The sequence below is a fragment of the Natronomonas sp. EA1 genome (assembly GCF_051195035.1).
In the GTDB taxonomy this organism is placed as follows: domain Archaea; phylum Halobacteriota; class Halobacteria; order Halobacteriales; family Haloarculaceae; genus JBNTJV01.
The window spans coordinates 427253-448486 of the sequence record NZ_JBNTJV010000002.1; the positions used below are offsets into that span (position 1 = coordinate 427253).

Annotated in this window: 20 protein-coding genes; 16 read left to right on the forward strand and 4 right to left on the reverse strand. The window is 69.4% G+C overall.

Annotated features, from left to right (window positions below):
* Window positions 1-24: 24 nt before the first annotated feature.
* From ACQUQR_RS08100 to ACQUQR_RS08130, 7 genes are read left to right on the forward strand one after another with little or no spacing between them, the layout of a single operon-like run.
* Window positions 25-2139: a type II/IV secretion system ATPase subunit gene (locus tag ACQUQR_RS08100; protein ID WP_435195954.1), complete on the forward strand. Its 2115-nt coding sequence runs from the start codon at window positions 25-27 to the stop codon at window positions 2137-2139.
* Window positions 2132-3994 (forward strand): type II secretion system F family protein, encoded by a 1863-nt coding sequence (locus tag ACQUQR_RS08105; RefSeq protein ID WP_435195955.1) that lies wholly within the window; start codon window positions 2132-2134, stop codon window positions 3992-3994. Before ACQUQR_RS08100 ends, ACQUQR_RS08105 begins: the two co-directional genes overlap by 8 nt.
* Window positions 3991-4695: a DUF7289 family protein gene (locus ACQUQR_RS08110; protein WP_435195956.1), complete on the forward strand. Its 705-nt coding sequence runs from the start codon at window positions 3991-3993 to the stop codon at window positions 4693-4695. Before ACQUQR_RS08105 ends, ACQUQR_RS08110 begins: the two co-directional genes overlap by 4 nt.
* Window positions 4688-5140: a DUF7266 family protein gene (locus ACQUQR_RS08115; protein ID WP_435195957.1), complete on the forward strand. Its 453-nt coding sequence runs from the start codon at window positions 4688-4690 to the stop codon at window positions 5138-5140. Before ACQUQR_RS08110 ends, ACQUQR_RS08115 begins: the two co-directional genes overlap by 8 nt.
* Window positions 5137-5781, forward strand: a complete 645-nt coding sequence (locus ACQUQR_RS08120; protein ID WP_435195958.1) for a DUF7263 family protein — start codon at window positions 5137-5139, stop codon at window positions 5779-5781. Before ACQUQR_RS08115 ends, ACQUQR_RS08120 begins: the two co-directional genes overlap by 4 nt.
* Entirely contained in the window at window positions 5774-6181 is a 408-nt protein-coding gene (locus tag ACQUQR_RS08125; protein ID WP_435195959.1) for a DUF7262 family protein, read from the forward strand. The genes ACQUQR_RS08120 and ACQUQR_RS08125 overlap by 8 nt, the downstream gene beginning before the upstream one ends.
* Complete coding sequence (locus tag ACQUQR_RS08130; RefSeq protein ID WP_435195960.1) at window positions 6178-6702, forward strand: DUF7261 family protein; 525 nt, start codon at window positions 6178-6180, stop codon at window positions 6700-6702. The genes ACQUQR_RS08125 and ACQUQR_RS08130 overlap by 4 nt, the downstream gene beginning before the upstream one ends.
* Here ACQUQR_RS08130 and ACQUQR_RS08135 read toward each other — a convergent pair.
* A complete protein-coding gene (locus tag ACQUQR_RS08135; protein WP_435195961.1) occupies window positions 6699-7112 on the reverse strand; it encodes a Rieske (2Fe-2S) protein in 414 nt (137 codons plus the stop codon). The genes ACQUQR_RS08130 and ACQUQR_RS08135 overlap by 4 nt on opposite strands.
* Window positions 7113-7362: 250 nt before the next feature.
* Here ACQUQR_RS08135 and ACQUQR_RS08140 point away from each other — a divergent pair, with 250 nt between their 5' ends.
* Both ACQUQR_RS08140 and fer read left to right on the forward strand, forming a co-directional pair.
* Entirely contained in the window at window positions 7363-8523 is a 1161-nt protein-coding gene (locus ACQUQR_RS08140) for a Fic family protein (protein WP_435195962.1), read from the forward strand.
* Between the two features lie 52 nt (window positions 8524-8575).
* Window positions 8576-9238 (forward strand): ferredoxin Fer, encoded by a 663-nt coding sequence (gene fer / locus ACQUQR_RS08145; protein WP_435195963.1) that lies wholly within the window; start codon window positions 8576-8578, stop codon window positions 9236-9238.
* Here the strand turns inward: fer and ACQUQR_RS08150 are convergent.
* The gene (locus ACQUQR_RS08150) at window positions 9157-10071 is read right to left on the reverse strand and encodes a hypothetical protein (protein WP_435195964.1); all 915 of its coding nucleotides are present in this window, start codon (window positions 10069-10071) and stop codon (window positions 9157-9159) included. The genes fer and ACQUQR_RS08150 overlap by 82 nt on opposite strands.
* 175 nt (window positions 10072-10246) lie before the next feature.
* On the opposite strand from ACQUQR_RS08150, the gene ACQUQR_RS08155 reads away from it, so the two are divergent.
* From ACQUQR_RS08155 to ACQUQR_RS08165, 3 genes are all read left to right on the forward strand, one after another.
* The gene (locus tag ACQUQR_RS08155; protein WP_435195965.1) at window positions 10247-11677 is read left to right on the forward strand and encodes an MATE family efflux transporter; all 1431 of its coding nucleotides are present in this window, start codon (window positions 10247-10249) and stop codon (window positions 11675-11677) included.
* A gap of 53 nt (window positions 11678-11730) precedes the next feature.
* Window positions 11731-12135 carry a CBS domain-containing protein gene (locus ACQUQR_RS08160; protein ID WP_435195966.1) on the forward strand — a complete coding sequence of 135 codons (405 nt, stop codon included), beginning with the start codon at window positions 11731-11733 and terminating at the stop codon, window positions 12133-12135.
* Window positions 12136-12196: 61 nt separating this feature from the next.
* On the forward strand, window positions 12197-13261 hold the full coding sequence (locus tag ACQUQR_RS08165) for a sensor histidine kinase (RefSeq protein ID WP_435195967.1): 1065 nt from the start codon (window positions 12197-12199) through the stop codon (window positions 13259-13261).
* Window position 13262: 1 nt separating this feature from the next.
* Here ACQUQR_RS08165 and ACQUQR_RS08170 read toward each other — a convergent pair whose 3' ends face one another.
* Window positions 13263-13850, reverse strand: coding sequence for a hypothetical protein (locus ACQUQR_RS08170; protein ID WP_435195968.1), 588 nt, complete (start codon window positions 13848-13850; stop codon window positions 13263-13265).
* Window positions 13851-13998: 148 nt separating this feature from the next.
* On the opposite strand from ACQUQR_RS08170, the gene ACQUQR_RS08175 reads away from it, so the two are divergent.
* Both ACQUQR_RS08175 and ACQUQR_RS08180 read left to right on the forward strand, forming a co-directional pair.
* Window positions 13999-16404 carry a bacterio-opsin activator domain-containing protein gene (locus tag ACQUQR_RS08175; protein ID WP_435195969.1) on the forward strand — a complete coding sequence of 802 codons (2406 nt, stop codon included), beginning with the start codon at window positions 13999-14001 and terminating at the stop codon, window positions 16402-16404.
* Between the two features lie 33 nt (window positions 16405-16437).
* Complete coding sequence (locus tag ACQUQR_RS08180) at window positions 16438-17262, forward strand: hypothetical protein (protein WP_435195970.1); 825 nt, start codon at window positions 16438-16440, stop codon at window positions 17260-17262.
* 21 nt (window positions 17263-17283) lie between these two features.
* Here the strand turns inward: ACQUQR_RS08180 and ACQUQR_RS08185 are convergent, their stop codons facing one another.
* Window positions 17284-17817 carry a DUF6789 family protein gene (locus tag ACQUQR_RS08185; RefSeq protein WP_435195971.1) on the reverse strand — a complete coding sequence of 178 codons (534 nt, stop codon included), beginning with the start codon at window positions 17815-17817 and terminating at the stop codon, window positions 17284-17286.
* A 184-nt stretch (window positions 17818-18001) separates the two neighbouring features.
* Between ACQUQR_RS08185 and coxB the strand changes: the two genes are divergently transcribed.
* Both coxB and ACQUQR_RS08195 read left to right on the forward strand, forming a co-directional pair.
* Window positions 18002-18733: a cytochrome c oxidase subunit II gene (coxB, locus tag ACQUQR_RS08190; protein ID WP_435195972.1), complete on the forward strand. Its 732-nt coding sequence runs from the start codon at window positions 18002-18004 to the stop codon at window positions 18731-18733.
* Window positions 18730-21225: a cbb3-type cytochrome c oxidase subunit I gene (locus tag ACQUQR_RS08195; RefSeq protein ID WP_435195973.1), complete on the forward strand. Its 2496-nt coding sequence runs from the start codon at window positions 18730-18732 to the stop codon at window positions 21223-21225. Before coxB ends, ACQUQR_RS08195 begins: the two co-directional genes overlap by 4 nt.
* Window positions 21226-21234 lie beyond the last annotated feature (9 nt).

The following is a 21234-nucleotide window of genomic DNA, read 5'->3' on the forward strand; positions in this document are numbered from 1 at the left end:
ATAGCCGTATCGAATTGACCCTATATGGCTCGTCCGGAGATGCCGGCCCCCACGCCGCCCGACTCGGCCGCGGCGTGGTACGCCCCCACCGTCCTCGACCAGTACACCGTCGCACCCGACCTCGTGATCACGATACGCGAGGGCGACCCCTTCTCGTATGAGGTGCGAGAGCCGTCGCTCACGCGTGCGACCCGGGAGGCGCTCGACCGCGTGGAGACGTACTTCGAGGGCGCGAGCATCCCGCGACCCCTCACCCGGGAGGGCGCAGCGGAGCGGCTACGGGAGGGGCTCGGCCCGAAACACCGGACCGTCATCGACCGGCTCACCGACCTCGCCCCCGAGAGCCGCCGCCGGCTGGAGTACCACGCGCTCGCCGACCTGCGGTGTCTGGCGGGGCTGACCCCGCTCGCACTCGACGGGCGGATCGAGATGGCGGACACCGCCGACGGCGAGCTGGTCGTCCACACCCGCGACTACGCACCCGCCAGGACGGACCGCGACCCCGACCACCTCGACCGCTTCGCCGCCGAGCGGGTCGCCCGCTACGAGGTCCCCTTCGCCGGCTTCTCCATCCCCGTCGTCCTCTACCGCGAGAACCTCCTGGGTGGCGACCACTTCGCCGTCAAGTACGCCGTCCTCGAACCCGACCTGCTGCCCGGCGACCGCGAGCTCATCGACGAGTGCAAAGAACGCGTCTGGGACGCGGGCGTCGACGGGCCCATCGACGACAGGGAGGCGTTCGTCCGCGAACGCGCGGAGAGCCTGCTCGCCCGCCGGCTCACCGCCCGGAACACCCGCGCGTGGCTGGATACGATGCGCCACCGCACCCGGAGCGCGCTCGCGGCGTACGAGCTCGCACTCCCGCCCGCGAACGACCGCTACGCCCGCGACCGGCTCGCGGACCTCCTCTACTACGTCCTCCGCGATTTCGTCGGCCACGGGCAGCTGACGATCCCCATCCGCGACCCCCATCTGGAGGATATCGAGGCGAACGAGGTGGGCCAGCGCGTGAAGGTCGTCCCCCGCAGCGACCTCCACGAGGGCCGGGTGCCCACCAACCTCACCTTCGAGGACGAGACGGCGTTCGTCAACGTCGTCACCCAGCTCGCCGCGGCGGACGGCACCGAACTCAACGCGGCCCAGCCCTCCGCGAAGGTGAACCTCGATGCGGGCACGGGGGAGACCATCCGGTGTGCCGTCTCGCTGCCCGTCATCTCCGAGCGCGGCCCGCACATCTCCATCCGCAAGCAGTCCGCGGAGACGATGACACCCACGGAGCTGGTCGACCGGGACGCCCTCTCCACCGACCTCGTCGCCCTGCTCTGGATGCTCTACGAGCGGCAGGGGGTCGTGCTGTTCTCCGGCCCCACCGGCGTCGGGAAGACGACGCTCATGAACGCGCACATGCCCTTTATCCCCTACGAGAACCGCCCCATCTCCATCGACGAGGGCTCCCGGGAGGTCCAGCTCCCCCACGAGACGGGCGTCTCCCTGACGACGCGCGAGCACGAACGCGAGCACAAGGCCGTCTCGATGGCCGATCTGATGACGGAGGCGAACTACCTCAATCCCGACACGGAGGTCATCGCGGAGATCAACACCCCCGCGTCGTTCCGGACGTTCGGCGAGAGCCTCAACACGGGCCACGGGCTCGTCGGGACGCTCCACGCCGAAGACATCGGTAAACTCGTGAACCGCGTCATCGAGCAGGGACTCCCCGCCTACCTCCTGCGAGAGATCGACCTCGTCGTCTTCCCCCGGAAGGTCGACGGCGAGCGCTACGTCGCCGAGGTGGTCGAACTCTGCACCGAGCGGGAGTACGAGTCCTCCTCGGGGCTCGGCGGCGGTCGCATCGAGAAGGACGGCACCACCGTCTGTTGGAACCGCCTCGCGCGCCGAAACCACACCGGCGCCTTCGAGCACGCCATCGACGCGGGCGCGGCGTTCGACCGGCTCGCCGCGCGGACCGACCGGACCCGCGAGGCCGTCGAACGGGAGTTCCAGCGGAAACACCGCTACGTCCGCTACATCAGAAAGGAGGGGATGACCGACATCGACGAGCTGTTCGGCTTCCTCGCCGACCTCCGGACGGACGAAGCCGCGACGGTCGAACGCGAGACGATGGGGGCCGATGACTGAGAACCCCCTCGACCGCGGGCTCTACGCCCTCTTTTCCAGGCACGCGGACCGCACGCGCCACGCCCGCGACCGGGACCACTACCGCGCCGCGAACCTCGCCACGCCGTTCGAGCGCTTCCTGGCTCGTGTCTACGGCCTCTCGTGGGTCGCCGGCCTCGGTGCGGCCTGCTGGACCGCGCTGCTCGTGTTGCTCGTCCCCGCCGACCTGCTCGCCTCCCTCGTGGCGACGGTCCACGGCGCGCTCCCGGTGCTGGACCGCCTCCCTGCGCCGGGTCTCCCACGGCCAGCGGTCGCCCTCCTCGTCGCCCTCCTCGTCGGCGGGCTCACCAAACACCTCACCGTCCGCGCGGGTGGGCTCTACCTCCGGTGGCTGGCGAGCGCCCGGCAGAGTGACATCGAGCGAACCCTTCCCGGTGCGGTCAGGTACCTCCGCGCGCTCGCCACCGGGAGCGACGACCGGGCCGCGATGCTCCGGAAAGTCGCGAACCAGGACGCCTACGGCGAGACGAGCGCCGCGTTCGGGCGCGTGCTCACCCGGGCGGAGCTCTCGGGAAGCCTCGACGCCGCGCTCCGGCGCACCGCACGCGACACCCCCTCGCGTGACCTGCTCGCCCCGTTCCTCCTGAAGTTCCAGGAGCACGCCTCCACCGGCAGCGATGCCCTCTCCGGGTATCTCGAGATGGAGTCCCGGATGCTCTCCCACCGGCAGGCCCGCGCCCGCCAGCGGGCACAGGATTTCCTCGAACTCGTCGCGGAGCTGTTCATCGTCCTGCTCGTCCTGCCCGCACTCCTCGTCATCATCCTCACCGTCATCGCGGTGCTCGCGCCCGGCCTGTCGAGCGAGGTCGCGACCCCGCTCGGCCCGGTCACCGTCCGGGCGCTCGCCGTCGCCGGGGCAGGGGGCTTCGCCCTCCTCGTCGGCGCGGGCGCGGCGCTCGTCGTGATGCAACTCCGGCCGCCGGACCAGTCACCCCCGGAGTACGAGCGCCCCGGCGGCCTCGCCACGTTCGCGACGGCGACGACGAACCCCGCGAGTGCCGTGGTCCCCGCAGGGCTGTTCGCGCTCCTCCTCGGGGGGCTCTGCTGGTGGCTCGGCTACCGGCCCGCGAACGTCATCCTCCTCGCGTACGTCGCGTTCGGACTTCCCGTGGGGCTCGTCGCCGTCCGGCGGGCGCGGCTGGACGACGCCAAGGACCGGGAGATCAAGGACGTCATCCACGCCGTCGCGGGGCATATGAGCCTCGGACGGCCGTTCAGGGAGGCGGTCGAGACGGTCGCGCGGGAGGTGGATTCCGGTCCGTTGCAGGCGGACGTGGAGGACCTCGCGTTCACCCTCGGGCTGACGACCGGGCCCGACACCGCCGTGCGCGAGGGGGCACTCCGGCGCTTCACCGACCGCGTCGGCACCCCGCTCGCCCGGCAGACGATGGGGCTCGTCACCGGCGCGCTGGAGATGGGCGGAGAGACGGACGCCGTCTTCGACACCCTCCAGACCGAGGTGGGGCGGCTCTACCACGAGCGGAAAGCCCTGCGCTCTGCGATGCTCGTCTACGTCGCCGTCGGCTGGACCACCGCCCTCCTCGTCATCGGCATCGTCGTCGCCGTGAACGGGAACGTCCTCGACGGCTTCTCACAGCTCTCGGCCGTCTCGGATGCCGGCGGCGTCGCCATCGACCCGGACGCGGTCCAGCCCGAACGCGACCGCTGGCGGTTCTATCTCGTCACGCAGGCGACGATGCTCGCCAGCGGCTGGTTCGCCGGAAGCGCCGCCCGTGGGAAGTACGAGGCGCTGCTCCACTCCGCGGCGCTCGTCGCCGTCTGCTACGTCGTCTTCGCGGGGGCGGGGATGTTATGAGAGGCCAGTCGCACGTCCTCGGCGTCGCCATCCTGCTCGGCGTCTCCGTCGTCGCGATGGGCTCGCTGACCGCGATCATCGGCGCGGTCGTCGAGGAGAACGCCGGCCACGCCGACGCCACCCGAGTCGCCGACTCGCTCGACGGCGCAATCGACCCCGTGGCGACGACCGGCACGCGCCGGGGACAGGTCTCGTTCACCGAGGGCCGGCTCCACACCGTCGAGCGCGAGCTCCGGGTGCTCCGAGACGGGAGGGTGGTCGAGACCCTCGACGCGAACGCCCTCGTCTTCGCATCCGGGCGGGACCGCGCGGCGTTCGCGGCGGGCGCGGTCATCCGCGGGGGGCCCGGGCGCGCAGACCTCCACACCCCACCGCCAGTCACCGTGGGGCCGGAGACGCTCATCGTCGGCGCTCCAGTAATAAACGGCACCGCGAGCGTCTCGGGGACGGGCGGCGTCACGGTCCACCTCACCACGACCGTGACCCACGAGCGGCGGGACCTCGGGAACGGCACCTACGCCGTCGCCATCGAGACGACGACCCCGCGCCCGTGGAACGAGACCTTCCACGCGAAGGGCGCGACCCTCTCGACCCGCGATTTCGACGGCGACGGGGTCGACAGCGTCGTCGCCACGTTCGACGGCGAGCGCCGCGCGTATCTGGTGGTCCACGACCTCGCGCTGGAGGTGCGCCATGCGTAGGCTCGGGCGCGACCGGCGTGCCGTCTCCCCGGTCGTCGGCAAGACCCTCGAAGTCGGCCTCGCGCTGCTGTTCATCACCATGCTGACGGCGACGCTGTTCGGCAACGCCGTCCCCGCGGCGCGGACGACGGCGGGCGACGAGGTTGGCGAGCGCGCAACCGCGAGCGCGGCCCAGCGCATCCAGCAGTCGGTGCCGCCGAACGTCACCGCGGCGCGGGCGACCTACCGGGTGGACCTCCCCCGCACGATTCGCGGGGAGGGGTACTACCTCCGCGTCGAGGACCGGACGCTCGTGTTGGACCACCCCGACCCCGGTATCGACGCGCGCGTCCCGCTCGCGCTCCCCTCGCACGTGGCCCGTGTCGAGGGCGCGTGGTGGAGCCGGAACGAGTCGGCGGTTCGAGTCGAAACGACGGGTGAGGGGACGGTGGTGACCCTGAAATGAGCGCGGAGAGGGCGCAGGCGAACATCCCCGCGCTCGCCATCGCACTCCTGCTGTTGACCACGGTCACCGGCGTCGCCGTCACCCTCGCGGACGGGGCGCTCGCCGACGGCCAGCGTGACGCGACGGAACGCGCCGTCGCGGTGGGCCTCGCCGAACGGCTCGTCGCCGCTGACGCCCCCCTCACGCGCCGCGGGAACGTCCTGAACGTGACGCGCCTCGAAGCGCTCGACGCCGAGCGGCTCGAAGCCCGGTATCCCACGGCGGGGGACGTCCGGGTCCGGGTCGACGGGGAGACGGTCGCCGCGATCGGGGAGCCACGGGCGGGGACCACAGTGAGCAGAATCGTCCTCGTCGCCACCGAACAGCCCACGACCCGGACGATGACGGGCAACGAGACCACCCTCCCACGGCGCACGGACCGGGTCCGGCTCTCGATTCCCGAGACCGCGAGCGTCACCACCGTCCGTGCGAACGGGCGCGTGGTGCTCCACGCAGACGACGGGCTCTCCGGAACCTACACCGTCGCAGTCTCGCGGTTCGAGACCACCACCGTCCGGCACGACGGTGGGAGCGGGGTGCAGGTGACCGCGTTCCCCACGCGAGCGCGGAAGGCCACCCTGGAGGTGACCGTCGATGCGTGAGCGTGGCCAGCTCTCCCTCTCGGTTATCGAGGCCGGCATCGGCGTCGTCCTCGTGCTCGCCGTGGCGATGGGGTTCGCGCTCGGCGTCCCGGACCCGGCCACGAGAGAGGCACAGCTGGAGGCGTACGCCGACGACGCGGCGACGGTGCTCGCGGGGGAGGTCCCCCGGCATCAGGGCGCGACGCGGCTTGCTGAGGTCACTCGGTCCCCAGCGACGTTCGACCGTGAGCGTGACGCGTTAGCTCGGCGTGTGGAACGGGTGCTCCCGGCCAACCTCATGTACCGCGTCGAGACGCCACACGGAACCGTCGGCTACCCCGTTCCACCGGGGGTGACGGTCGGGACCGCGCGGGTCGCGACGGTGAACGGGGACGTGACGATACGGGTGTGGTACGCATGAATCGGAGAGGGCGCGGGCAGCTGGTGCTCGTCGCGGCGGCCGTCGTCGCGGTGGCGCTCGTCCCGATGGTGCTCGCGTACCTCCAGCTCGGCTACCACGCCGACGTGGCGGCGAGCGCCGAGTACGACGACATCGAGGAGAACACGGTTCGGGTCCTCGAACGCGCGACCCACGAGGCCAGCGTCGGAATTCCTCACAATCACTCGTGGGGTGAGCGCGAGACGGCCGTCACCCGCGTCCGCGAGCGGCTGCGCCCCCGGCTGCGGACGCTCGAACGCTCGCGGCTGGATACGGGCACGGCGATCCGGATCTCGTACAACGAGAGCGCGGCGCGCACCGTCGCGCGGGAGCAGTGCCCCGGCGGCGCGGGCCGGGAGTTCGGCCCCTGTATCGCGCGAGAGGGCGTGGTCGTCCAGAACCGCGTCGGCGAGACGCACCCGCTCGCCGTGGCCTACGACGTGCGGGTGGTGACGGACCGCGGGGAGACGGCGATGACCGTCGTGGTGGAGACGGTCGGTTAAAAACCGATGTGGGAGGTCGAGTCGGGCAGCCCGTCGTCCTCCTCGATGGGGCCCACGTGCGCGAAGGTCAGGTCGTCGTCGGTGAGATAGACGTCGCCCCGATTCACGGCGATCTCCACCTCCACGAGCGTCTGCCCGCGCGCGTCGCCGTTGTCGCAGTAGCCCGTCTCCGCGTCGAACATCGAGCCGTGGCGCGGACAGATGATCTGGGAGTCACGCATCGCCGCGCCGTTGCCGACCCCCCTGTCGAGCCGCTGGTCCGGTTCGTGCATACAGAAGTTCTTCCAGGCGGCGATGCCATCCGCGGCGTGGACGAGGATGACCTCCTCCTCGCGGCCGTTCGGCTCCGTCACGGTGAAGAGAAACGAGCCGTGCTCTGGCACCTCGTCGACGGTCGTGATGCGTTCCATGGCGGAAGAACCGCACGCGGGGAGTTGGGGGTTTCGACGCCCTGTGCGAAAGAAGATACTCGTCCGACAGGAGTGAACCACCGGGCTGGAGGAGAGCGTCTCGGGAGGAGACGGGCGGTGAAGCAGTCAACGGTACGTGTGAATCAAAGAATCCAGTCGAGAATGTGTATTGCCTGCCCCGGAGGGCCAGCTTAGTAAGAGGGCTATATAAGCAATATTATTAAGACAGTCGCGGCCGTGCTATACGAACATGCGGACTCGAACCGTACCCGAGACAGCACCCGGACACTACCTCGAGTCCCACCCGCACGCATACTACATCCCGGACAAGCTACCGGTCGAATCCCCAATTCCGATCGACGAGCCGCTCACGGAGCGCATCGCAGGCACGTCCTACGAACTGGGCCGACTGGCAGGCATCAGTCGAACCGTCGATTTCGCCCCGGTCCTCTACACGACCCTCAGCCGACTCGAAGCCGTCGAAACGGCCGAAATCGAGGGTGCCGACGTGGAGATGGACGAGGTATACGCCTACCACACCCGACACGCCGACGGTCGAGCGGTCGACGTGACGCGCGATTTGCGCGAAGTATTGAACGCTGAGCAAGCGCTTCGAGACGGGGTCGCCGCGATGCAGCGCGGAGAACCCATCACGCTCGACCTCCTCAAATCACTCCACGAAACGCTCCTCGATGGCGTCAGAAACGAGGGCGACACAGTGGGAGGCTGGCGGACACACGACGTGCATCTTCCGTCTCCGCGGGGAGGGCAGCGGCCGTTCGTGCCACCACCGCACGACATGGTCCCGGAACTGATGGACTCGCTTGTAGCCTACATCGAGATGGGCGGCCAGTACCATCCACTCGTGGATCTCGCCATCGTTCACTACCAGTTCGAGACGATTCACCCGTGCTCGGACGGGAACGGTCGGCTCGGCCGTCTGCTCGTCGTCCTGCAACTCTGTGCCGCAGGCTATCTCGAAGAGCCGTATCTCTACCCGAGTGCCTACTTCAACCGCCACAAACACGACTACGTCGAGAAGATGCGAGCCGTCAGCGAGGAGGGGAATTGGCAGGATTGGATAGCCTTCTTCATCGAAGGAATAGAACAGCAAGCGCGTGACTCCTATCAGCGGACGTTCGACCTCATCGAACTTCGCCGGTCGTACGAGAAGCAGTACCCGAAGACGAAGACGAGTCACCGACTGGCCCGTTCGCTCCTCGAAGTTCCGTACTTCACTCCCGCGGACGTGCAGGAACGGTTCGGCGTAACCGGACCGACGGCGTACAACGCCATCGACGAACTGGAAGCCGACGGTCTCCTCACGGAAACGACCGGTCAGCAGCGAAATCGGGAGTACAAAGCCATCGACGTGTTCGATATCCTCGAGCGGAACCCCCGGAGGAACTGAACCCGACTGCCGCGAAAAGAGGACTTTATTGCCCGAGCCCCCAAGGACGGGTGTGCCATCCCCGTTCGACGTGCTCGACATCGACCCCGAGGCCTCCGAGTCCGAGATCAAGGAGACCTACCGGGCGCGGGTGAAGGAGGCCCACCCCGACCAGGGCGGGTCGATTCGGGAGTTCCTCGCCATCAAGCAGGCGTACGAACGGATCCAGGCGGGGTACGACGCCGACGACCACGCGGCGGCGATGGAGGCCGAGCCGGAGTCGGTGGAGTTCGAGGAGGAAGCCGACGTGGAGGGAACGCGCGTGGAGTTCCTCGACTACCAGGCGATGACCGACCACGGCTGGGAGCTCACCGACGACGACCTGTTCGAGAAAGCCGCGGACGCCGAGCTCGCGCCGGGGTCGTACGGCCATCTCCTCGTCGACGAGAACGACACTCTCCTCGAGGCCGCGGAGGAGGACGGCAACGTCTGGCCCTTCGCCTGCCGCGGCGGGGCGTGTACCAACTGCGCCGTCGCCGTCGTCGAGGGGGAGATGCCGATGCCGGCGAGCCACATCCTCCCGCCGTCGATGACCGACCGCGACATTCGCCTCTCCTGTCTCGCCGCCCCCACCTCCGAGGAGGCGAAGATCGTCTACAACGTGAAACACCTCCCCGGCCTCGACGACCTGCGGCTCCCCGCCAGCCGGTTCATCCAGGCCGAGCTGGACGACTGAGCCGCCGCGAGACGCCTCATTCTGCCTGGTCTGAGCCACCGCGGTCGTTCGACATCGGTCTCGCCGATCGCCGTCACACGGACGGACTCCGTGATCCGTAGCGGCCGGTCGAAGACGACGGCGTCGTACGAGTAGTCGTAGGCGTGGACGATGCCGCGCTCGTCGACGACGGCGGTGAAGGTGAGGTTCGTGAGCGTGTCGGCCCAGACCGACTCACCCTCGGCGACCTCCCCTGGTTTGAGGAACCGGGTCGCCGACAGCTCGTAGCGCTCGTAGCCCGCATCGTCGGGGCCGAGCGCCCGGATGTCGGTGATGGCGACGGCCCCGAGGATGAAGTGCAGCTCCTGCACGCCGAGGGGCTCGTACCGACCGTCGGCGGGGTCGAGCGGGGCGCCGTCGGCGTCGAGCGCCGGGACGACGACGGGGGCACGGCCCTCGGAGAATCCCCCGACGACGACCGTCTCGCCGTCGGCGTAGAGCTCGTAGCGGTCGTGGGGGACCTCCGGGGTGGGGTCGGGGTTGCCGTAGGTGAGCAGATACGCGCCGTCCGCGCCGTAGCGCCCGACGAACGACTGTCGGTCGCGGTACGTCCGGTCGTCGAGATACAGGTCCGTGTGGGTGCGCGAGACGGTGTAGCTCGTCGCGTTCAGCGCGTCGTTGTGCGCCTGCGCGAGGACGAGCGAGTTCACCCCGCCCTCGGTCACGCCGGGCGCGAGCGTTCCGGGGGCCTCGGCGGGCGTCTCGTCGCCGGGCGCGGCCGGCGGGTCTCCGGGGAGCACGCTCGAACAACCGGCGAGGACGAGGAGCCAGGCGAGAAGCAGCGCACGGAACATCTGTCTGGGGATTCCTGTGAACGGATATGAGGGGTGGGTGGTGATGCGGGAAGGAACGGGGCGTGCCGGGTGGGGCAGAGTGGACGGGGCGTGCCGGGGAGCGCCCACCGCGAACACGCCACACGGCGCGGGCGAACGGTAACCCACTTGACCGCTCGGTCAGTACGGTCGAGAGGTGCGTTTTCCCAACCCCGTCCGGTTCGTGGTCCTCGCCATCGGCCTGCTGCTCGCGCGGCTCGGGCTGGTCGCGGAGCCGCGGGTGCGCCGGGTGACGGAGCTGGCGTGGCCCCGCATCGTCACGGGGCTCGCCCGGATGTCGAAGAACGCGGTCGACGTGGCGATGGTGGGTATCGCCCTCGGCGGCGCGGCCATCGCCGGTGTCGGGTTCGCCGCCCCCTACTGGGGGCTCGCGTTCGCGCTCGGCGGGGGGCTCGCGGCGGGCACCATCGCCCTCGTCTCCCAGCGGTTCGGCGCGGACGACCCCGAGGCGCTCGGGCAGGCCGTCCGCTCCAGCGTGCTGGCCGTCCTCGTCGTCACCGTCCCCGTCTCCCTCCTGTTTTATCTCTTCCCCCGGGAGCTCGTGAGCATCGTGAGCGACGACGCCGTCGCGCTCGCGTACGGCGCGGACTACCTCCGTATCGTCGGCTTCGGCGTCCCCTTCGCCGGGCTGAACCTGGTCGCCTCCCGCGTGTTCATCGGGACGGACGACGCGTGGACGCCGATGGTGCTTCGCGCGTCGGGGGCGGTCGCCAACATCGCGATCAACGCCGTGCTCATCTTCGGGCTGGAGATGGGCGTCGTGGGCGCGGCCATCGGAACGGTCGTGTCCAACGTCGTCGTCGCGACCGCGTTCGCGGTCGGCATCGTCCGCGGGCGGCTCCCCGGCATGGGCGACCTCCCCGTACAGGTGGACCCGCGGGGGTCGTACCTCCACGCCGACGTGAAAGACATCGTCACCATCGGGGCCCCCGTCGTCGGGCGCAACGGCGTCTGGACCGTCGCGGAGTTCCCGATGCTGTTCATCGTGAACCTGTTCGGGCGCGAGGTGGTCGCGGCGTTCGTCGTCGCCCGGCGCATCTGGGGGCTCATGAACACCCCCGGCTGGGGGTTCGGGCTGGCCTCCTCCTCGCTCGTGGGCCAGGAGCTCGGCACCGGCGACGAGGACCGCGCGGAGGAGTACGGCCGCGAGATCATCCGCTTTGCCGTCGCGGTGTATCTCGTCTCGGCCGGCATCGTCTTCCTGCTCGCGGAGCCTATCGTGGTCGCGTTCCTCGGTGACCCGACGAACCCCGCAGTCCCCGTCGCCGTGACGCTCGTCTACGCCGCCTGCGGGGCGGTCGTGTTGCAGGGGGTCTCCGGCGGGGCCGCGGGCGCGCTCGACACCAGCGGCGACACCCGCTGGCCGTTCGCCGCGCAGGCGGTCGGGATGTTCGGCGTCTCCATCCCCCTCGCGTATCTCGGCGCGACGACCGCCCTCGGGCTGTGGGGGCTCTATCTCGCCTTCCTCGCCGAGACCGCGGTCCCCGCGGCGCTGAACTACTACCGCTTCCACTCCGGGGCGTGGAAGGCGGTGAGCCGGAACTACCGCCCGACACCCGCCGACTGAGAGGGTTTTGCCATAGTGAGAGGGTTTATCACCCATGAGTGGCATCAACAATCATGGACGATATTTTCGTGGCGCGTATCATGTCGACCGACCTGCACACCGTCTCCCCCGACACGCTCGTGGAGGACGCGGCGTCGGTCATGCTCGACAACGAGATCGGGTCCGTCGTGGTCACCGACGACGACGGGCACGTGGTCGGCATCCTCACCACGACGGACTTCGTCCGCATCGTCGCGCTCAGCCAGCCGAAGGCCCAGACGACCGTCGAGCGCTACATGAGCACCGACGTGGTCACCGCCGGGGCACAGGACTCCATCCGCGACGTGGCCGACACGATGGTCGCCGAGGGGTTCCACCACATGCCCGTCGTCGACCCCACCGAGGGGCTCATCGGGATGGTGACGACCACCGACCTCGCGGCGTACCTCGCGGACGTGGAATCACCGGTCGCCGCCTGAAGAACACCACGGAGGAGCAAGCCCGGCGTTTATACCGAGAGGTGGACAACGGTAGTACACGATGGGGGATCGACGGGGCAGGATACCGTTACGCGAGCCCGGAGTCCCGACTGCGATCCTCGGCGGGCTCCTGCTCGCGCTCACCGCCGCTCACGTCGTCCTCGAACCCGAAACCGACCTGTTCGCGCGCGTCGAACACCTCCTCATCCCCGCCGCCGTCATCCTCAGCACTTTCGTCCTCTCCGTCGACCACCACCGCCGCGGTGAGCCCGACCTGATCATCGCCCGCTGGGGGCTCGCCGGCGCCCTCCTCGGGAACCTCATCTACCTCTGGGTGTATCTCATCACGCCGTCGACCGTGGCCACCACCGCGACGGCGGTGATGCTCTCCGCGAACGCCACCGCCGTCGCCGCCGGCTCCGGGCTCGTCGTCGGCTACCTCGCGACCGAAACCGCCCGCCAGCGCGAGCGGATCCAGGCGCAGAACGACCGGCTCGACCAGTTCGCCAGCATCGTGAGCCACGACCTCCGGAACCCGCTCACCGTCGCCCGTGGCTACACCGAGCTCGCGCGCGAAGAGGTGGGCGACCACGACCACTTCGACCGCGTGATCCGCGCCCACGACCGGATGGAGACCATCATCGATCAGATGCTCGCGCTCGCCCGGACCGGGGATTTCGAGACCGAACGCGTCCCGCTCGCCACCGTCGCCGAGGAGGCGGCCACCTCCGTCCCGCCCGGCCTCGACCTCCACGTCGAGAGCGAGCAGACCGTCGACGCGAGCATCCCCCACCTCCGGTCGCTGTTCGAGAACCTCTATCGGAACGCCGTGGAACACGGTTCGAAGACGATGCTCCAGGTGGGAACGGACGGGAACGCCGTCGACGGCGGGAGACCGGTCGTCACCGTCACCGTCGGCGACCTCGAGAACGGGTTCTATCTCGAGGACGACGGCCCCGGCATCCCCGCGGACCGCCGCGAGGAGGTGTTCACCAGCGGCCACACCACCGGCGAGGGGGCCGGCCTCGGCCTCTCCATCGTCGCGCAGGTCGCCGAGAGCCACGGCTGGACCCCCTCGGTCCACGAGGGGGACGACGGCGGTGCACGCTTCGAGTTCCGGTGGTGACTCAGCCGCCGGTGACCAGCACGGTGAGCAGGAACCCGAACGAGTAGGTGACGCCCATCGCCGTCAGCGTCGCCTGCTCGAACACCGAGAGCTGCGGGGAGAGCGTCACCAGCCCTGCGAGGAGTGCCGTCAGTGCCATCGCGAACAGACACCAGCCCGCGAGCCAGTTGCCGAGCGCCGCCCACCACCGCGTTTGGTCGGGGACGTGCGTCGGCGGTGGGCCCGTCACGAACGCCACGGCCGTCACGCCGAGACGGGCGGCGGTGTAGTACCGTGCTCGGGTCCGCCAACGGTCGATGAGCCCCCCACCGACGCTCGGGCCGTAGATAATCAGCTGATCGTAGGTGGCGGCGAGCGCCCGGAGCTTCCGGTCGAGTGTCGTGTGCTCGAGCAGGTCACCCGGGCGAACGACCGCGACCGCAACCGCACCGACGACGACGTCACAGCCGCTCGAGGGACGACGGGGGGGCTTGCCCGTTGCGGCACCCAACCCCGACGCGAGCGAGGAGACCAGCCCCAGGTGGGTCCGGTCCGTCGGTCGCCACGCTCGGAGCCAGTCTACCGCCGTCTCGAAGTCGTCCCTCGTCATTGGCCTGACCGAGGCCACAGCATAGGGTAAGCCCTCGTTCAAGTATGCACGACCTGTCCGCAGTAAGGGGCAAGCATACTAGAGTCCCAGCCGAAACGAACGCCGAGTCCGGCAGAGCAGTTATACATGCTGGCTCGGCGGAATGACCATGAACCGAATGACCGTCTGCGTGATCGGTGACGGTCCTCCCAGCGCAGCACTCCGGACGCGCCTGGGCGCCATCGACCCGGCAATCGACGCCGAGATAATCGAGGGGACTGACGGCAGTCGGGCCGACTGCGCGCTCGTCGTCGCGACGGAGACGGAGACGGCCCGGGCGCAGTTGACCGGACTCGGCACGACACCCGTCGTCCTCGTCGACGACAGCGGTACCGGTGAGTTGGCCATCCTCGCTGTCGATTACGGAGTCGACGGCTATCTCACCCCGGAGGCCGGGATGGACGTGCTGGCCGTCCAGTGCCACCGGGCCGCGCGGGGGACAGCGTCGGCCGGGAGACGGTTCCTCCACGCGCTTCCCCGGCCGAGCGTCGTCCACCGGGAGAACCGTCTCGTCGATGCGAATGCAGCCGCCGTCGAACTGCTCGGCCTGACGGGCCGCGACGACGCGTACGGCCGACAGTTGAGCGACTGGCTGGAGCCGATTCACCCGGCACGACGGCACGGCGTTCCGTCCCCGCCCTTCGGGTCGGGGGCCGGTGGGACCATCGAGGACGCGCCCCCGACGGAGCGGTACCTGGGTCGACTCCATCGCCCCGACGGCGAACGACGCCGAGTTGAGGTGACAACGACCCACGGACGGGGGTTGGACGGTCTCTCGGTGTCGATACTGGAGGATGTCACCGAACGCCACCGCTACGAGATCGGCCTGGGCCGCATTCACACCTATATCCGGCAGCTCATCGGAGGTGGTACCGAGCGGGAGGTCGCCTCCCGGATCACTATCGCCGTCGCCGAGGTGCTCGACTACGCCGCCGTCGCCACCTACGGCTTCGACAGGGACGCCGGGACGTTCACCCTCCGGGCGTGGAGCGAGGCGGTCGACCCCGACACCATCGATACGGACGCCCTCGAGTTCGACGCCGAAGGGCCGCTTCAGGACGCGTTCGTCGCCGGGACCGTCGTCCCGTTCCACGGCGCGTACCACCCCGAACCGGAGGTGACGTTCCCCGTCCACCAGGGGCTCGTCCTCCCGCTGGGTAACGCTGGGCTGGTCGTCGCCGGCTCCCCGGAACCCGACCCACTCACGAACGGCCGCCGACAGCTCTCCTACACGCTCGTCGACATCCTCGAAGCCGTCCTGGAGCGCCTCCATCAGGAGGCCGAACGGCGGGAGCGCGACGAGCGCCGTGCGGAACGAACCCGGCAACTCGAGCGGCTGGCCCATCTCGACGAGACGGTCCGGGGAGTCGTCCGTGCCGCCGTCCGCGCGGACACCCGGGAGGCGCTCGAACGGACGGTCGTCGACCGGTTCACCGGCGACGAGCTGTACCAGTTCGCGTGGATCGTCGGGCACGACGACTTGACCGACCGGCTCCACGCCCGGACGCACCCGGCCATCGAGTCCGCGGTGTTCGACCGGGTCGCCACCCCGGACGACCCCATCGCGGCGCTCGCCCGTCGGGCCATCCGGACCGAGTCCGTCACCGTCACCGCGGACGTCCTCGACGACAACCGCTGGCGACGCCATCGTCGCGACGCGCTCGGCCACGACTACCGTTCCGTCATCGCGGTCCCACTCGGTACCCACCACGGGGTAATGGGCGTTCTCCTGCTCCATCTCCGTCACCCCGACGAACTCGTCGCGCAGGAACGCGCCGTACTCGCGAGCGTCGGTGAGGTCATCGGCTACCTCCTCCACGACCGGAACCGGACCGCGCCACAGCTCGGGTCGGGAGGCGTCTCCCTGGAGCTCCGGAGCGACGGCGACCTGCTGTTCAGCCGACTCGCGGCGTGGCTCGACACGCCGGTGAGCCTCCGCGGTGTCGTCCCGGGGACGCCACACCGGTTGTTCCTCACGGCCGAGACGAGTGCCGACCACCTGGTGGAGGCGGCAACGGGGATCGAGCAGGTCCACGCGGCGACTCCGGTGGTGGACGAGGGGGACCGGTGTCTCGTCCGGGTGGACGTCGAGCGCCTGCACCTCGTCGAGGCCACCGGAGCGTTCGGCGGAGCGCTGACCGCGCTCACGGCCGACTCGCTGGAGACTGCGGTGATCGTGACGCTCGACGCGGACGACGCCGTCCGCCCGTTCGTCGAACGCCTCCAGGAGCGGTATCCGGGGATGCGACTCCACGCCCGCCGGGCGAAGTCGGCCCCCGAGACGGCCGAAACCGTTCGTGCCCGTCTCGAGTCGGCCTGCACCGACCGGCAGCTGGAGGCCCTCCGGCTGGCCTACTACAGCGGCTACTACGAGTGGCCCCACGCCTGTACGACCGCGGCGCTCGCCGACACGCTCGGCATCGCCGCGACGACCTACCAGTACCACCTTCGGACCGCGGAACGACGGCTCCTCGAGACGGTGTTCGACCCGACAACGGACCGACAGGCTGGGTAAGCGTCATCCGTGGTGACGTAGTACCGCCGGGCGATGGCGCTCCCCGACCAACCCCGCGGTGCAATCGTCGTCACCGGCTGTGGTGCGGCTGGCCGGGCCGCAGCGACCGCAACGGCGGCCACGACCGTGACGCCCGGAGAGCTACCGGGAGCGGTCAAGAGCGGTGCGGTCCTGCTCATCGCGGCGACGCCGGGGGCACACGCCGAGGTGACCGCGGTGGCCCGGGGAGGCCGGGCCGCCGGGGCGTTAACCGTCGTCGTCACCCCGCCCCCGGAGACCGAAGGCGAGCGACAGTCGCTCGCCCGGGTGCGGAAGGTGGCGGACGCGGCGGTCGTCGCACCCCCGCCGCGGGGCGTCACGGACGCTGCGGGGACGCTGGCCGTGGGAGTCGACGCCATCGTCGCGCTCGTCTCGGAGACCGGGCTCGTGAACGTCGACCTCGCGGACCTCGACACCGTCCTCGCCGGAACGGGGGCCGCGGCGCTCTGTCGGGGGCGGGAACCCTCGGGGGAGACGGCCGTGGCGTCGGCACTCGAACCCCTCGACGGCCTGGACGCGACCACGGGCGTCCTCGTCCACGTCGCGGGAGGCGAGGCGATGTCCGTCGCGACCGCGGGGGAGGCGATCGAGGCCGTCGGCGACCGGGTGCCGCCCGAGGCGCATCTCATCTGGGGGGCGGCCATCGACGAGGCGCTGGCGGGGGAGCTCCGGGTGCGGCTCGTCGTCGCGGGGGTCACCCCCGGCGGCGCGGACGCCTGCCCGCGGTGTGGCGCGGGGATGGAGACGTACGAGCTGGGGACGAGCGCGACCCGCGCGTGTGAGGGCTGTGGCTACGCGGGCGTGGGCGTTAGACGGTGAGAAGAACGGTCGGGCTCGCGTTCAGACGAGCGTCTTCGGCCGGGTCGAGAGGTAGTCGAACACCGTCCCGAGCGCGAAGCCGTACGCGAAGTGGCCGATGAGCGTCAACACGAGGTAGCCCGCGAGCGCGAGCCCGGTCTGGCCGGTGTAGAACGCCAGCGCGAACCCGGTCCAGAGGACGAACCCGAAGGGGATCCCCTTCAGCGCGAAGCGATCACCCGGGAGATACGAGCCGAGCGACGCGAGCAGCAGCGGCCACGTCACCATCCCGCCGAGCAGGAAGATGAGATAGCCGAACGACCGGGCGTCCATCGGTGCGAACGCGGCCAGCCCGGAGAGCGTCGCCAGCTCCTCGAACGCCACGAAGTCGAACACCCCGATGGTGGTGGCCACGAGCAGCACCACCGTCATCACCGACGTCCCGACGAACCCGCCGATGGCCCCGACGAACCCGTCGGTGATGACGCCGAGGAGGGTGTCGAAGTCGGGCTCGCCGTTCTCCTCGAACTCGACGTCGACGCCCACGTTCTCCGTTCGCGCATCAGTGTCAGCCATGTCATGTACTACCACGCTCGAAGGGAAAACCTTTGTCCCCGCGAAAACCACTAACCTACCCGATACGACACGTCCCGGTGTAGATAGGGAAGCGTCCCCCTGCAGGTCGCCGTGTTCCCTGTTAACATGCAAAACCGTTATATAGCGGAGCTGTGATTATGTAGGGTGAGATAGGTGGAGACGCATGACCCAGGTTCCGGTCGTTCCGCTGCCGTTGCACAACGGGGGGAGCGGCGGCTTCATCCCCCGGGGCGCCCGAACCGCCGTCTTCGAGCAGATCTACTGGGTGTTCCTGATCCTGGGTACCGTCGTCGGCGTCGTCGTCATCGGCTACATGTGCTGGAACGCCTACACGTACCGCGACACGGGTCGCAGTACCGGTGGTGGGGACGGGGGCGACCGCCCCTCGCTCGGTGAACTCCCGCGGGGGAGCGGCGGGGGGAAGAAGCTCTTCGTCTCCTTCGGCCTCTCGACGATCGTCGTCGTCTCGCTCGTCGCGTGGAGCTACGGCACCCTGCTGTACGTCGAGCAGCCGACCCACCCGCAGGTCGAGGGGCCCGCCGAGGACGCCGAGGTGCTGGAGATCCGCGTCGAGGGGTACCGCTTCGGCTGGGAGTTCGTCTACCCGAACGGCCACCGGACGAGCGAGCTCCGGCTCCCCGTGGACCGCGAGGTCCGGTTCCTCGTCACCTCCCGTGACGTGTTCCACAACTTCGGTATCCCCGACCTCCGGGTGAAAGCCGACGCCATCCCCGGCCAGACGACGGAGACGTGGGCCATCCCCACGGAGCCCGGCACCTACCGCGCGAACTGCTATGAGCTCTGTGGCGCCGGCCACTCCGCGATGCACGCCCCCGTCATCGTGCTCACGCAGGCGGAGTACGACGCCTGGTACGCCAACACCACCGCATCATGACCCCCGATATCCACCCGGACGGCGGCTACGCGGAGGACACCCACAGCGAGCGCCCCGCCCTCACCGACGAGGCCCACGAATTCCCGCCGAAGACCAGCATCAAGCGCTGGCTCGTCACGACGAACCACAAGGACGTGGGTATCCTCTACATCGTCACCTCGCTGTTCTTCCTCGTCTTCGGCGGCGTGCTCGCGCTGCTCATCCGGCTGCAGCTCTGGACGCCCGGCGGCACCATCCTCTCCGGGCTCGCGTACAACCAGACCGTCACGGCCCACGGCCTGCTGATGGTGTTCTGGTTCATCTCGCCGTTCGCGTTCGGCTTCGCCAACTACGTCGTCCCCCTCCAGCTCGGCGCGAAGGACCTCGCCTTCCCCCGACTCAATGCGCTGTCCTACTGGCTGTATCTCGCCTCGGGGATGCTGTTCATCGGGTCGTTCTTCATGGGCGGCACCTTCGACGGCGGCTGGACGGCCTACGCCCCGCTCTCGATTCCGGCGTACACCCCCCAGCCCGGCGGCACCGCCGCGATGCTCGCGCTCACGCTGTTCACGGTTTCGGTGACCGTCTCCTCGGTGAACTTCCTCACCACCATGCACCGGATGCGCGCGCCGGGGCTCCACCTCCGGGATTTGCCCCTCTTCTCGGCCTCTATCCTCCTCACGGTGTGGATGATGCTGTTCGCCTTCGCCGCGCTGCTCGCCGCGCTGTTCATCCTCCTCTCGGATCGAATCCTGGGCACCACCTACCTCGCCGCGAACGAGGGCGGCGCGCTTTTGTGGGCGCATCTGTTCTGGTTCTTCGGCCACCCGGAGGTGTACATCGTCTTCTTCCCGGCGTTGGGGGCGATGGCGGAGGCGTTCCAGACCTTCACCGGGCGGCGATTAGTGGGCCGCAAGTGGTTCCTCGCCGCGATGGTGCTGGTCGCCGTCCAGTCGTTCATGGTGTGGATGCACCACATGTTCCTCACCTCCATCAACCTCCCAATCAAGACGCTGTTTATGGTGACGACCATCGGCATCTCCCTGCCGTTCGACCTGATGGTCTTCGCGCTCATCTACACGCTCGTCAAGGGGAAGATCCAGTTCAATACCCCCTTCCTCTTCGCGTTCGGGGCGCTCGTCCTCTTCATTCTGGGAGGGATTACGGGCGTCTTCCTCGGCGCCGTCGTCCTCGACTACGAGTTCCGGGGGACCTACTGGGTCGTCGCCCACTTCCACTACGTGATGGTCGGCGGGGCCACCGCGCTGTTCGGCGCGCTCTACTACTGGTTCCCCAAGATGACCGGGCGGATGTACGACGAAACGCTGGGAAAGCTCCACTTCGCGCTCTACTTCGTCGGCTTCAATCTGCTCTACTTCCCGATGTTCCTCGCGTGGGAGACCCCGAGACGGGCGTTCGACTACGAGCTCGCCTTCCTCCCGTGGCACCGCCTCGCCACCGTCGGCGCGTTCATCCTCGGGGTGTCGTTCCTCGTGATGTTCTACAACCTCTACCGCTCGCTTACCCATGGCGAGGAGGCCGCCGGTGACCCCTGGCCCTACGCCACCACCGCGGAGTGGACGGTCGCCTCCCCGCCCCCGCTGGAGAACTTCGACGGGGTTCCATCGTACGAGGGTGGGGCGTTCCACCTCGTCACCGAACCGGCCGCGGCCGTCGCGGATGGGGGAGCCACGACGGCAGGGGCGACGGACGCCCACGCGAACCCGAGCGGGGATGACCACGCCAGCCACGCGAGCATCTGGCCGCTCGTCACCAGTATCGGCGCGTTCTTCGCCTTCCTCGGGCTCGCGGGGTTCCGCGAGGGCGTCCTCGCCGAGGGGATGCTCGGGACGCTCGCGGTGCTCTCGCTGGTCGGCGGCGGCACCGTCGCGTTCCTCGCGCTCGTGGCGATGGCGGCCGAGCCGTTCTACGCACCCGAGCCCGAACGCGGCGCCCGCTGGCCCTTCGCGCGCGTGGAGAACACCAAACTCGGCGTCTGGATCTTCCTCGCGAGCGACGTGGTGCTGTTCGGCGCGCTCATCGGCGCGTACGTGTTCATCCGCACGGCGTTCGGCTGGACCGCGTGGGAGCCGGTGCCCCACGACTCGCTGCCGGGGCTCATCAACACCTACCTCCTGTTGACCTCGTCGTTCGCCGTGGTGCTCGCGCTCGCCGCCTCCCAGCGGCGGAACCGGTGGGGCGTCGTCGTCGCGCTCGCCTCGACCATCCTCCTCGCCATCGGCTTCCTCATCAACAAGGCGCTGGAGTGGCAGGCGCTGTTCCACGAGGGCGTCACCCTCGGGTCGAGCGTGCAGGCCTCGACGTTCTATCTCACGACGGGGCTCCACGCCGCGCACGTCATCGGCGGGATCGCCGTCGCCGGCTACCTGCTGTACCGCGCGTACCACGGCGCGTACCTCGGCGACGACCGGCCGATCGAGTACTTCGGGCTCTACTGGCACTTCGTCGACATCGTCTGGCTGTTCCTGTTCCCGCTGTTCTACATCCTGTAACCAGAGAAT

Bases quoted from the DNA above. Each gene is read 5' to 3' on its own strand.
- ACQUQR_RS08100 (WP_435195954.1), top strand. From the start codon at position 25: ATGGCTCGTCCGGAGATGCCGGCCCCCACGCCGCCCGACTCGGCCGCG.
- ACQUQR_RS08105 (WP_435195955.1), top strand. From the start codon at position 2,132: ATGACTGAGAACCCCCTCGACCGCGGGCTCTACGCCCTCTTTTCCAGG.
- ACQUQR_RS08110 (WP_435195956.1), top strand. From the start codon at position 3,991: ATGAGAGGCCAGTCGCACGTCCTCGGCGTCGCCATCCTGCTCGGCGTC.
- ACQUQR_RS08115 (WP_435195957.1), top strand. From the start codon at position 4,688: ATGCGTAGGCTCGGGCGCGACCGGCGTGCCGTCTCCCCGGTCGTCGGC.
- ACQUQR_RS08120 (WP_435195958.1), top strand. From the start codon at position 5,137: ATGAGCGCGGAGAGGGCGCAGGCGAACATCCCCGCGCTCGCCATCGCA.
- ACQUQR_RS08125 (WP_435195959.1), top strand. From the start codon at position 5,774: ATGCGTGAGCGTGGCCAGCTCTCCCTCTCGGTTATCGAGGCCGGCATC.
- ACQUQR_RS08130 (WP_435195960.1), top strand. From the start codon at position 6,178: ATGAATCGGAGAGGGCGCGGGCAGCTGGTGCTCGTCGCGGCGGCCGTC.
- ACQUQR_RS08135 (WP_435195961.1), bottom strand. From the start codon at position 7,112: ATGGAACGCATCACGACCGTCGACGAGGTGCCAGAGCACGGCTCGTTT.
- ACQUQR_RS08140 (WP_435195962.1), top strand. From the start codon at position 7,363: ATGCGGACTCGAACCGTACCCGAGACAGCACCCGGACACTACCTCGAG.
- ACQUQR_RS08150 (WP_435195964.1), bottom strand. From the start codon at position 10,071: ATGTTCCGTGCGCTGCTTCTCGCCTGGCTCCTCGTCCTCGCCGGTTGT.
- ACQUQR_RS08160 (WP_435195966.1), top strand. From the start codon at position 11,731: ATGGACGATATTTTCGTGGCGCGTATCATGTCGACCGACCTGCACACC.
- ACQUQR_RS08165 (WP_435195967.1), top strand. From the start codon at position 12,197: ATGGGGGATCGACGGGGCAGGATACCGTTACGCGAGCCCGGAGTCCCG.
- ACQUQR_RS08170 (WP_435195968.1), bottom strand. From the start codon at position 13,850: ATGACGAGGGACGACTTCGAGACGGCGGTAGACTGGCTCCGAGCGTGG.
- ACQUQR_RS08175 (WP_435195969.1), top strand. From the start codon at position 13,999: ATGAACCGAATGACCGTCTGCGTGATCGGTGACGGTCCTCCCAGCGCA.
- ACQUQR_RS08180 (WP_435195970.1), top strand. From the start codon at position 16,438: ATGGCGCTCCCCGACCAACCCCGCGGTGCAATCGTCGTCACCGGCTGT.
- ACQUQR_RS08185 (WP_435195971.1), bottom strand. From the start codon at position 17,817: ATGGCTGACACTGATGCGCGAACGGAGAACGTGGGCGTCGACGTCGAG.
- coxB (WP_435195972.1), top strand. From the start codon at position 18,002: ATGACCCAGGTTCCGGTCGTTCCGCTGCCGTTGCACAACGGGGGGAGC.
- ACQUQR_RS08195 (WP_435195973.1), top strand. From the start codon at position 18,730: ATGACCCCCGATATCCACCCGGACGGCGGCTACGCGGAGGACACCCAC.